We start from the raw sequence: 12,211 nt of genomic DNA on the forward strand, positions 1-12,211 counted from the left end.
GTGAACCACGCAGACGTACAACGTCTTCAGCAGTGTAACCACGCTTTACATTTTTCCAACGCGGATTTTCCGCCCAATCTTTCTCCAGCGCTGCGGCCTGTTCCTGTCTGTTCATAGCAGTCTCCAAAATTAAGTTAGTTGAATCAGTCAATGGTGTCATCTGCACCAGGGTGCAAAATAACCGGCGATGGATCTGAAGGTTAACTGTCCAACGCAATCGCAGGATTCTGTTTGTATCGCTCTGCGTAGCCTGGCACCGGGTGGAGTGCTTTTGCCACTCCTACAGTGCCATGTAACCGCGTTAACAGGTTGATTGACGTGTCAAGTGCGGCAATACCAAGCATGTAAATTCAGGTATTGGGTAAGATTAACACGCAATTTTGTGCGTCGCAATAAAATTATTGCAATGCACCAACTGCTTTATTTCAGCGACTTACGTCTATTTTTCAGGTACGAGCAGCCCGCAATGCATCGTTGAATACCTCACTCGGGCGCATAACCGAGCGGGTCTTTTCGGAATCAGCCATGAAATAGCCGCCAATATCGACCTCAACACCCTGGATCGATTCCATATGAACGATGATCTGCTCTTCATTCTGTGCCAGGTATTCTGCCAACGGTTCGAACTGGGCCCTCAATTCGGCATCCTCTTCCTGCGCTGCAAGTGCGTCTCCCCAGTAGAGCGCCAGGTAGAAATGGCTGCCCCTGGTATCCAGTTCGCCGGTACGCCGATGCGGCGCCTTGTCATTCTCAAGCAGCCTGCTGGTTGCATCGTCCAGTGTGCGCGCAAGGATATTGGCCTTGGTGTTGCCGGTTTTCTTATAGATATCCTCTAACGATACAGCAAGCGCCAGGTATTCGCCCAGTGAGTCCCAGCTGAGATGGTTACTCTTCGAGTAACTGACGTACAAGCACGGGGCCGTGCCGCCGGCACCGGTCTCAAACAGGCTGCCGCCTGACATCAGAGGAACAATTGAAAGCATCTTGGCACTGGTTCCCAGTTCCATAATCGGAAACAGGTCGGTGAGATAGTCACGCAGGATATTTCCGGTCACCGAGATGGTGTCCTTGCCGCGAATGATGCGTTCAAGCGAGAAGCGCATCGCACGCAGTGGCGACATCAGGTGAATATCGGCACCGCTCAAATCATGATCCTCAAGATAACGCTCGACCTTCTTAATCAGTTCGGCATCGTGCGGTCTGTACTCATCCAGCCAGAAGACAGCAGGCGTTTCAGATTCACGCGCACGCTCGACTGCAAGTTTGACCCAATCACGTACCGGGGCATCCTTGGTCTGGCACATGCGCCAGATATCTCCTTGCTCGACTTCCTGTTCAATCAGGACAGTGCCATCATGATCGACAATACGTGCAACGCCCTCTTCCTCCAGCTCGAATGTCTTGTCATGCGAACCGTACTCTTCGGCCTTTTGCGCCATCAGGCCAACGTTCGGCACACTACCCATTGTTGCCGGATCGAAGGCACCATTGGTTTTGCAGAAGTTGATCATCTCCTGGTAGATGCGCGCATAGGTACTTTCCGGCATCACTGCCTTGGTATCCTTGAGTTTGCCATCCGCCCCCCACATCTTGCCGCCGTTGCGGATCATCGCCGGCATTGATGCATCGACAATCACATCATTGGGTGCGTGCAGGTTTGATATCCCCCTGGCTGAGTCAACCATCGCCAATTCGGGACGATGCTGGTAGCTGGCGTGAAGATCATCCAGTATCTCTTCACGAAATGAGTTCGGCAGCGTCTCGATTTTTTCGTAAACACTGCTGATGCCGTTGTTGGGATTAACGCCAAGCTTATCGAACAGGTCGCCATACTTTTCGAACAGCTCCTTGTAGAAAACCCTGACGGCATGACCGAAAACAATCGGGTGCGATACTTTCATCATGGTCGCCTTGACGTGAAGCGAGAACATCACGCCGGTTTCCTGTGCATCCTCGAGCTGTTCCTCGAAAAAGTCACACAGCGCTTTTTTGCTCATGAACATGCTGTCGATAATCTCGCCCTCTAACAGCGACACCTTCTCCTTCAGCACAACGGTTTTTCCTGAGAGGGTAACCAGTTCCATGCGAACGTCACGCGCCTTATCCATGGTCATACATTTTTCGCTGTGATAAAAATCACCGTCGCGCATGTGAGCAACATGGGTTCGCGATGCAGGGCTCCACTTCGTCATTTCATGCGGATGATTGCGTGCATAACGCTTCACCGCCAAGGGTGCACGCCGATCCGAATTGCCTTCTCGCAGAACCGGGTTGACGGCACTGCCGAGAACTTTCGAATAGCGCTCCCGAATTGCGCGCTGCTCATCACTGCTTGGCTCTTCAGGGTAGTCAGGTATTGCGAAGCCCCTGGCCTGCAACTCTTTGATGGCTGTGTGCAGCTGGGGTACCGAGGCACTGATATTCGGTAACTTGACGATGTTCGCATCCGGATCCCCAGTCAGATTGCCTAGTGCAGCAAGGTTATCCGGCAGCCTCTGCTCTTCTGTCAGGAATTCCGGGGATTCCGCAAGAATACGTGCTGAAACAGAGATGTCATTTTTAACAATCTCTATATCCGCGCCTGATGTAAATGTTCTGATGATCGGTAGCAGAGAGCAAGTCGCCAGCAGCGGGGCCTCGTCTGTCAGCGTATAGATGATATTTGCTTTCTGTGTTGTCATGGTTCCGCCGCTTGAATCGATGGTTCCTTCAACAGACGGCAGCTGGCAGGAGCATCTGCCCTGCTGTAGTGGGGTGGCCTGTTGAAGCTCGGTTATCCTAGTATGAAAACCCGAGAGTCTGCATCGCAGAAGCCCTTTCCGGAATGGTCACTCTTGTGGTGCTCTCCGGCAGCTATCAGGCGCTTTTCAGTCGTTTGCGCGCGACACATCAGGTCATCGGCGCAAGGTTAACACGCAGACTTGTGCATCGCAATATATTTATAGGGGCCAAAAGTTTTTCTTATAATTGATTGAATTGACCTTGGCGAGCACATCCTCTGACGCATACCCCGTCATTCCGGACGGAACAGGTAGATACCCGGAATCCGTTCCGGGCACTGTACTTTAATATAGATAAACCCCGGGACAAGCCCGGGGTGAGATCAAAATACTAAAGGATCAAATATCGTATCCGCGTTCCTCGTGTGAAACGATATCGAGTCCCTGGATTTCCTCTTCTTGAATGACCCGCAGACCGGATGTGAGTATACCTGTCAGCTTCAGCAACACCCATGTAACCACCGCGGTAAAGATAATCGTGACAATGATACCGGTCGACTGAACCAGGAGCTGCCCACCCATGGTGGTGATTCCCTCGGCAAAGCCATAACCACTGAAGGCGCCAAGACTGGTGGCAGAAAAAATACCAACCATGAATGTACCGAGCATGCCGCCAACGCCGTGAACAGGGAACACGTCAAGAGAGTCGTCAATTTTCAGAACTTGCTTGAGAGTGATTGTTGCTGAATAACAGACACCACCAGCAAACAAACCAATTATCAGGGCGCCGCCTGGACCAACAAAACCCGATGCCGGAGTAATTGTGCCGAGACCAGCTACCATACCTGTTACAGCACCCAGTGCACTCGGGCGACCATGCTTGATCCATTCGATCAAACCCCAGGTTAAGGCGCCAGTAGCAGCAGCAATATGAGTCACCAGCATCGCCATCGCTGCACTGCCGTCTGATGCCAGTGCACTACCACCATTGAATCCGAACCAGCCGACCCATAGCATGCCTGCACCCGTAACAGTCATGGTCATGTTATGCGGAGGCATTGCAGTGGTTCCGAATCCCTTGCGCGGTCCCAGAACAATAGCTGAAACCAGTGCTGCGACACCTGCAGTGATATGCACCACGGTGCCACCGGCAAAATCGTAAAAACCCATCTGGGAGAGCCAGCCGCCGCCCCACACCCAGTGGGTCACCGGCACATAGACACACAGCAGCCACAGGGCGCTGAATATGAGCATCGCAGAAAACTTCATGCGCTCGGCATAGGCACCGATGATCAGCGCGGGGGTAATAATCGCAAAAGTCATCTGGAAGAGCATGAACAAGGCTTCAGGAATATCGCCCGCGAGTGTCTCACGGTCGATCCCCATCATCATCACCTTGCTGAAATCACCGATGTACACCCCACCCTCACCGAATGCCAGGCTGTAGCCAATGATCAGCCACAGAATCGAGGAGATGCCTGCAATCGAGAAACACTGCATGAGTACAGAAAGCACGTTTTTGGTGCGTACCAGGCCGCCATAAAAGAGTGCAAGCCCGGGCAGGGTCATAAATAAAACCAGGGCTGTCGATGTCAGAATCCAGGACGTATTGGCACTGTTAATGGTGTCAGCGGCTGCTGCTCCCGAAAAACCCAGGGTAAGTAGCAGGCCCCAGATGCGTTTGTTGGATATCATGAATCACTCCCTAATAATTAAATAGCTGTTGGAGGGCATTATTAGCAATAAACATGCCAGCCAATGAATCAGGGGGATAGGCCGTATAAGATGGATATATCGCACCATATTGGTGTATTTGTCATAAGGACGCACATTTATTGTGCGCAAAAGAAAAAACCAGTGTACCGAGTAACCGGCACACTGGCGAACTGAGTCAAAGGGGAGTCACAACTGGCAATTATTCGGTGGAGCCACCCAGAGCCGAACTCGCCAGTTACTAATATGACAAGTGAACTTTGAGTTTAGTTCAATCCAGCAGGGATTTTTTTCTTGCCGTTGAAAAAACGCAGTACCGGACTGCGTGGCTGGACCTCCCCGGTGAGGATATATTCGAGCACGACAGGGTTCTGCAATGTCCAGTCAATACGGTTGCGAACAGCCGGGCTACTGGCCCACAGGATCCGGTCCCATGTTTTCAGTTCCCTGTCTGCGTCAGGAAGCAAAATGAACTCGCCTTCACTTTCGATCAGCAGGGCAATCATGGGCAGTTGCTCTTCACGTTCAGATGGACTGCTGGCGAGATCGCCGACCGTCACAGGCGTACCAGACTCGATCGCCTTGCAGACCGCCTCTGCCTCGTTACAGTCGACGCTCAGTTCCCATACATCCGGCACCCTGTCACTACTGATGGCGATCATGCGACTGACAAGTTCACACGCCCAGTTGTCATCCTCCTTGCGTGCCAGATCCATGAAGTGGTGCAACATTGGCGTAACCAGAAGCATGCGAATCCTGCTGGCAATAATGTGGCTTGGGTGCATTACGATATCTGCATTGATTGCATCGACTATCGACTGGTTTGAGCGCTTGTTCTGGCGCAAGATGACAAACAGGTCACTATTGATCTCTTTCGCCGTCATGATAATCGAGAGGTTATCTACGTCATTGTCAGTTCCGGCGATAATACCAACAGAATTCTCAATATCAGCCTGTCCGAGGGTTTCCGCCTCAGTGCCACGACCAGTTACCGTATCTGTATGCGGACTGCCCGTCTTCTCCGGCGTTGCCTCGATCACGGTAACCTCGATCCCCTCGTCAACAAGAATCTCGTATACTGCCTTGCCGAAACGGCCGAATCCGCAGAGAATCCACTTGCCGTGCTTTGGTGGGTAGACGGGCTCTGTCAGGGGCGCATGCGACAGACTGCTGAGCCACTGGCGCAACAGGTAAAGACCGGGGGCCTGCAATGCCATTGATAGATGCGTCGAGAAGGTTTCGAATGGATCGACAACATAATCCGTTCCAAAGGACTCCATATTGGCCTCAATGGTGGCCGAGTCTGCGCGACAGATCACCTGCTTGGTCGGATTCAGCAACTTGCTGGCCAAGGCAATCTTGAGATTAACCAGGTTACTGCTGGTCAGGCCAACCACACCGGAGCACATTGGGTGCTTGAGCCCCGCTCGCACAAGCGTGTCAGGTTCTGCAGCATTGCCGATGAAAGCCGGCACATCCGCACGCAGATTGTGTAAAGTAAGCGCCGAAATCGTCTCAGGGTCCTTATCCACAACCACAACGTGCTGGTGGCGGTCGGTCAGATCGCGACACAATTCACTGCCCACGGCACCATAGCCGGCGAGTAGATAAAAGGGTTCTGAGATTTTCCTCACTCGACGGCTGAAACGGTTGGTTGTCAGCGCCATCTGAAAAGAGTCTGCCTTGACCAGGGCCAGCAGGGTACCAAGTGCATAGATCCAGGCAATTACTGTCGCGTAGAGAGAGATCAAAACCCACATGCGCTGCGCGTCAGTAAACTCGTGGGGAATCTCGCCAAAACCGATGGTCGTTGCCATGAAACTGACAAAATAGAAGGCGTGAAAGAAATCCATGTGCCATGGATTTCCACTGGCATCCTGCCCCGGAATCAGCACCATGCCCAGCACAGCGACGGTATACACCATCAGCAGCGTCAGCAGTGGCTGACGCATGTTCCTGAAGACGAGATAGACGATACTATCCATGATAAATGCTTATAGCCTGTTAGCGGCGCATGATGACTGTTTCTATCAGCAGCAGGACAACCGAGATGATATTGGCAAGGAAAGCGCCCGCCGAGAGCGAAACGATGCTAACCATGACTCCGCTGGTGAGTGGCTGATTCATGCCGTGAACAACCACGGTCCAGATGACTGCGGCAACAATCAACTGCAGCACGGCAACAAGGCTGGTTGAAAGCAATACGGCTCCCATCTGGGTTCTGTCACCGAACTTGAGAATGGTCGCAATCAGGTTAACCACGATTACTGCGAACAGTTCGTAAACAGGATGGTGGGCCGGGTTCTCCATGTCGCCGAGGATAAAACCAAAGTTCAGCGTCAGCGACAGGACGATAAAGAAGCTGAAAATTACTTTTTCAGAATTCATCGGGTGCTCCCATTTCTATTGTTATGGATTATTTTGCTTATCATAGCGCTTGATCACACGTTGCTGCAATCTACACACAAAAAAACGCCACCCTTGTGGGGTGGCGTCCGAAGAGCATGTATATAGGGGGATGAATTAAATATACAGGCAGATATCACTTTCACCGGCAAATTCGAAGAATGCGGCAGCGCCGGCATAATCGATTCCGTCGATGAAATCAGATTGATCAAAACCAAACAGTTCAACTGTCATCTGACAGGCGATGAACTTGACTTCAGCTTCCTGGCTTAGCTCACGCAGTTCTGCGATTGTAGCTACACCATTATTAGCGATCGTCTGTTTCATCAGCACGGTTGCCAGCGACTCATAACCAGGGACGTTAGCCTGGATGATGTTCGGGATGTTCCAGTTAATGTTCTTGAACCACTGGGGTCCGAAAGGCATCTTCATTGGCATGCCAGGGTTGCCCAGTGGGCTGACCTTGAGACCGCTGACATCTTTCTTCAGCAGCTGCAAACCGTAAAATGTTGCAAAAATCTGGACTTCATAGCCGAGTGCTGCAGCAGTTGATGCAAGAATGAACGGAGGATATGCCCAGTCAAGCGTACCCTTGGTTGCGATAATTGCTAATTTTTTCTGTTCCACTTTTCTACTCCTCCGTCGTAAAGTTTAATTGTATAAATTAAGACTTCTTCATCAGGAAGTGAAATTTACCGCCTTCTTCACTTGATTCCATCAGCTCGTTACCAGTCTGCTTTGCGAAAGCTTCGAAATCTTTTACTGAACCCGGGTCGGTCGCAATGATGTGCAGTACTTTGCCTGCTTCCATTCCGGTCAGTGCTTTCTTTGCACGCAGGATTGGCAGTGGGCAGTTCAGTCCGCTTGCGTCGAGTTCTTCATCAAAATCAGCCATTGGAAACCTCCAGGTCAGGGCGTTGTCGTTGAATCGTAGTATGTTCTTATATTCAAAAACACCGAAGAACGCAAGTCAATTTTTATGTTGCGCTGCAGCGTGTTTTGAAAATAATTCATTGTTGACGGGTGTTTGCACACTTTTTTTATGCAACACGCGAAGTAATTTCGTAGCCGCTGTGCGCCCAACTGATGATGCCGCCACGCAGGTTGATCACGTTTGAGATCCCCTGCTGCATCAGGTAGGCACATGCGTGGTATGAGCGCGCACCACTGCGACAGTAGAGAATAATCTCCTTGTCATCGGGAAAATCCTGCATCTTCAGCGGGATCAGGTGCATCGGCAGAAACTCCGAATTGGGCAAAATTCCCTGTGCGACCTCTGCCTCGCTGCGGATATCGTAGAGCACGAAATTATCTTCGGCATCCATACGGCGTTTGAGCTCATCCGCATCTATCTCTTCTATCGTCATCATACGAGTAAGAGCAACTCTATTAATCGAGAAAGCGGTATATTATACTTTACTGATATTTATCAGGCAAACCTGACTCATCTCTCACGGGATTCTGTATGGATTTTTTACCAATTTTCCTCTCCATCAAGGAGAAACGCTGCATCGTCATTGGCGGTGGTGATGTCGCCACGCGCAAGATTGCCTCGCTGCTGCGAGCAGGCGGCAAGGTAACAGTCATTGCGCCCCAACTTTCGGCATCCAACCAGAAGCTCGCCGACAACGGCAAGATCGTGCACCATGCGCGTGAATATATGGATACCGATCTCGACAATGCAACCATCGTTATCGCTGCTACGGATGACGAATCAACCAATGCAGAAATCGCGCAACGTGCACAGCAACAGGGCATTCCGGTCAATGTGATCGACAAGCCGGAAAACGGCAACTTTATTATGCCGTCCATTATCGACCGCTCACCTGTCATTGCAGCTGTTTCAACCGGCGGAGCCTCCCCGGTACTGGCACGCCTGATTCGCACACGCCTCGAGTCTCTGATTCCCGCGGGCTATGGCCGTCTTGCTGAACTCTGCGGTCGCTATCGCGACACCGTCAAACAGCTCTTTTCAGATCCGAAAGATCGTCGTCGCTTCTGGGACGCCATCCTGCAGGGCGGTGTTGCCGAGCGCGTATTTTCAGGTCACATGGAAGAAGCTGATGTCGCCATGCAAAAAGCGCTGGACGAAGCCAATCCGAATCCGGGCATGGGCGAGGTCTATCTCGTCGGTGGTGGTCCTGGTGACCCTGACCTGCTCACTTTCCGCGCCCTCCGCTGCATGCAGCAGGCAGATGTCGTTGTCTATGACCGACTGGTCGCCAAGCCGATACTCGATATGACACGCCGTGATGCCGAGCGCATTTATGTTGGCAAGGAGCGTGATAACCATGCCATGCGCCAGGAGGAGATCAACAAATTGCTGGCAAGACTGGCAAAAGAAGGCAAGCGCGTGGTACGCCTCAAGGGCGGTGACCCCTTTATCTTTGGCCGTGGTGGTGAGGAGATCGATACGCTTGCCGAAGAGGGAATCCCCTTCCAGGTTATTCCAGGCATTACTGCGGCATCAGGTTGTGCTTCCTATTCAGGCATTCCGCTGACACACAGGGATTATGCGCAGTCGGTCACATTTGTCACCGGGCATCTCAAGGACAACAGTATGAATCTCAACTGGCAGCAGCTGGCACAGCCACACCAGACCGTTGTGTTCTACATGGGCCTCAAGGGATTGCCTGTGATCACGCGTGAACTACAGAGCCATGGCCGATCAGCTGATACACCAGCCGCCCTGATCCAGCAAGGTACCACGCACATGCAGCGTGTCCTCACCGGTACGCTGGAGACAATCGAATCAATCGTTGAGCGTGAACAGCCAAAACCGCCGACGCTGATTATCGTCGGGGAAGTTGTTGAGTTGCACGACAAGCTCTCCTGGTACAAGACACCGGAATCATCTGAGCAGGGTGCAACTTCATAGTGGGAAGGATGCCTGGAATCAGGCGTCCTCTTCTGCAGGCCACTTCTTACCGGCCTCTTCTACCATCTTCTGCAGGTCACCACTCTCGTGCATTTCGAGGGTGATGTCACAGCCACCAATCAGCTCTCCGTCAATATAGATCTGCGGAAATGTCGGCCAGTCGGCAAAGCGCGGCAGGTTTTCGAACACTTCAGGATCGGCCAATATATTGACGTAGGCAAACTTGACACCGCAATCCTGCAGTGCGGCTGCCGCACGAGACGAGAAACCACACTGTGGGAACTGTGGCGTGCCCTTCATATAGATAATGATCGGGTTTGACTCGACCTGCTCTTTGATTCTGTCCAAAACGTCCATTCGGTTTTCCTGTAAAAACTTTGTTAATCGATTCTATTCTACTATCGTGCCTGACATCGACAAATTCAACCCCAAGGAACCTCGGATATATCCAGAGACAACTAAAGACCCTGGCGTTGCAGCCAGTATTCAAAAACTGCCAGGTGCCACAACTTACTGCCCTGTATGCGGGTGTGGTGCATCTCCGGCGCCGCCAGCAGCATATCGATATAGTCACGACTGAACAAACCGCGTTCACGGCAACGCTGTGAATCGAGAATATCTCGCATGAATTCGAGAAACTCACCACGCACGTACTTAAGTGCAGGCATCGGAAAATAGCCCTTTGGCCTGTCGATAACCGAATCAGGCACGATTCCCCTGGCAATGCGCTTGAGCAGGTATTTCCCATCCTCCTTGAGACGCGTCTCGGGCGGACAGCGCGCGGCCAGTTCGACCAGTTCGTGGTCAAGGAAAGGTACGCGTGCCTCAAGCCCCCACGCCATGGTCATGTTATCGACACGCTTGACCGGGTCATCGATAATCAGGGTGGTCACATCGAGGCGCAGCACCTGGTCAAGAAAAGTGTCCGCATCCGCAGCATTCAGAGCCTCGGCAACATAGTCACCAGTGATATCGCCGGTATGCCATGGAGAATTCATCATGCGCAGATACTCAGGATTATCGCGGTCAAAATAGTGCTTTCGAAAACGATCGAGCCGCGAACCCTCGCTCTCGGCAAGCATACGGGAATACCAGAAATAACCGCCGAATACTTCGTCAGCACCCTGCCCTGACTGCACCACCTTGATCTGTTGCGAAACCTGTTCGGCCAGCAGGTAGAAAGCCACTGCATCCTGCCCAAACATGGGTTCTGCCATGTTGTCGACTGCTTCCGGCAGGCGTTTAAGCACTTCCTCGTTGGGAATAAGGAACTTGTGGTGTCGCGGCTGGTAACGATCCACCACCTGGTCAGAATATTCAAATTCGCTGCCCTTCTCTTCCGGCTGGCCCTCGAATCCGACAGAGAAAGTGCGAATATCCTCCATACCGAGTTCCGCCAGCAAGGCGACCAGAAGGCTTGAATCAAGACCGCCGGAAAGCAATACTCCGACCGGCACATCAGCGACATCGTTACGCCTCTGCACGGCTGTTCTCAGCGCAGCGTGAATCGCCTCGACCCACTCGTCATCACTGAGGTCCTGTGGCAGCCGGGTTGCATCGAGATGCCAGTACCGTGCCGTGCTGATTTCACCAGCGGCAGTAATACGCATTTGGTGTCCAGGCTCAAGCTTGCGGATTCCACTGATGACGGTACGTGGTGCAGGCACCACTGCATGCAGGGTGAACTGGAAATGGAGCGCCTCTGCATCCAGCGAGGTATCAACATCACCGGCAGCCAAAAGTGCCTGCGTGTTGGAGGCAAAGCGGAAGCGCCGCTGATCATGCGAATAGTAAAACGGTTTGATGCCAAAACGGTCGCGTACAGCAAACAGGCTTTGATCACGCGAGTCGTGAATCACAAAGGCAAACATGCCGTGAAAACGTTCCACGCACTCCTCGCCCCAGGCATGATATGCCTTGATGATGACCTCGGTATCACCACCTGAAAAGAAGCTGTAGCCCATGCCCTGGAGCTGGGTACGCAACTCACGGTAATTATAGATCGCGCCATTGAAAACGATAGCAAGGCCGAGCGTCTCATCGACCATTGGCTGATGCGAGCGGTCGGTAAGATCAATTACCGAGAGCCGTCGGTGTCCGAATGCGAGCGCTCCTTTTCTGAATGTTCCGGCATCATCCGGCCCGCGACGCTCAAGACGCGACAGCATGTCAGCGAGGCGTTGCTCCTCGACTGCTTGACCATCAAAACGCAACTCACCACAGATACCGCACATATGACCTCGACCAGGCTGATTTAGACCCTTGCCATCATACCATTCCAGACAGACTGCAAACCTCCAGGTTTGCCGCCTGGTTTGATATAGATAACTGCCATCACCTATACTGGCATGACGGCATCGGCTAACAGCTGATCATTGCAAGCTTCTTTCCACAACGAGTAGCAGTGTGATTAAAAAAAGCGAACGCACAAAACAGAAGATCATCCAGACAGCCAACCGGCTCTTCTACCGCCGTGGGTACAACCGCACCTCCT

Annotated in this window: 10 protein-coding genes; 1 reads left to right on the forward strand and 9 read right to left on the reverse strand. The window is 52.1% G+C overall.

Going from position 1 to position 12,211, the window contains the following annotated elements:
* Window positions 1-446: 446 nt before the first annotated feature.
* The 7 genes from BOW51_RS02755 to BOW51_RS02785 form a co-directional block, all read right to left on the reverse strand.
* On the reverse strand, window positions 447-2,681 hold the full coding sequence (locus tag BOW51_RS02755; RefSeq protein WP_078476330.1) for an NADP-dependent isocitrate dehydrogenase: 2,235 nt from the start codon (window positions 2,679-2,681) through the stop codon (window positions 447-449).
* Between the two features lie 438 nt (window positions 2,682-3,119).
* Complete coding sequence (locus BOW51_RS02760) at window positions 3,120-4,415, reverse strand: ammonium transporter (protein ID WP_078476331.1); 1,296 nt, start codon at window positions 4,413-4,415, stop codon at window positions 3,120-3,122.
* 284 nt (window positions 4,416-4,699) lie between these two features.
* Entirely contained in the window at window positions 4,700-6,418 is a 1,719-nt protein-coding gene (locus tag BOW51_RS02765; protein ID WP_078476332.1) for a potassium channel family protein, read from the reverse strand.
* Between the two features lie 19 nt (window positions 6,419-6,437).
* Complete coding sequence (locus tag BOW51_RS02770; protein ID WP_078476333.1) at window positions 6,438-6,821, reverse strand: DUF6394 family protein; 384 nt, start codon at window positions 6,819-6,821, stop codon at window positions 6,438-6,440.
* A 135-nt stretch (window positions 6,822-6,956) separates the two neighbouring features.
* On the reverse strand, window positions 6,957-7,466 hold the full coding sequence (gene dsrE2, locus BOW51_RS02775; protein WP_078476334.1) for a sulfur carrier protein DsrE2: 510 nt from the start codon (window positions 7,464-7,466) through the stop codon (window positions 6,957-6,959).
* A 37-nt stretch (window positions 7,467-7,503) separates the two neighbouring features.
* On the reverse strand, window positions 7,504-7,734 hold the full coding sequence (locus tag BOW51_RS02780) for a sulfurtransferase TusA family protein (RefSeq protein WP_078476335.1): 231 nt from the start codon (window positions 7,732-7,734) through the stop codon (window positions 7,504-7,506).
* Window positions 7,735-7,879: 145 nt separating this feature from the next.
* Window positions 7,880-8,209 (reverse strand): rhodanese-like domain-containing protein, encoded by a 330-nt coding sequence (locus BOW51_RS02785; protein WP_306341478.1) that lies wholly within the window; start codon window positions 8,207-8,209, stop codon window positions 7,880-7,882.
* A gap of 95 nt (window positions 8,210-8,304) precedes the next feature.
* Between BOW51_RS02785 and cysG the strand changes: the two genes are divergently transcribed.
* Window positions 8,305-9,717 (forward strand): siroheme synthase CysG, encoded by a 1,413-nt coding sequence (gene cysG, locus BOW51_RS02790; RefSeq protein ID WP_078476336.1) that lies wholly within the window; start codon window positions 8,305-8,307, stop codon window positions 9,715-9,717.
* An 18-nt stretch (window positions 9,718-9,735) separates the two neighbouring features.
* Here cysG and grxD read toward each other — a convergent pair whose 3' ends face one another.
* Both grxD and BOW51_RS02800 read right to left on the reverse strand, forming a co-directional pair.
* Window positions 9,736-10,074, reverse strand: a complete 339-nt coding sequence (grxD, locus tag BOW51_RS02795) for a Grx4 family monothiol glutaredoxin (protein WP_078476337.1) — start codon at window positions 10,072-10,074, stop codon at window positions 9,736-9,738.
* Between the two features lie 101 nt (window positions 10,075-10,175).
* The gene (locus tag BOW51_RS02800) at window positions 10,176-11,951 is read right to left on the reverse strand and encodes an N-acetylglutaminylglutamine amidotransferase (protein ID WP_078476338.1); all 1,776 of its coding nucleotides are present in this window, start codon (window positions 11,949-11,951) and stop codon (window positions 10,176-10,178) included.
* Window positions 11,952-12,211: the final 260 nt, after the last annotated feature.

This window comes from Solemya elarraichensis gill symbiont (assembly GCF_002021095.1).
Classification (GTDB): domain Bacteria; phylum Pseudomonadota; class Gammaproteobacteria; order Chromatiales; family Chromatiaceae.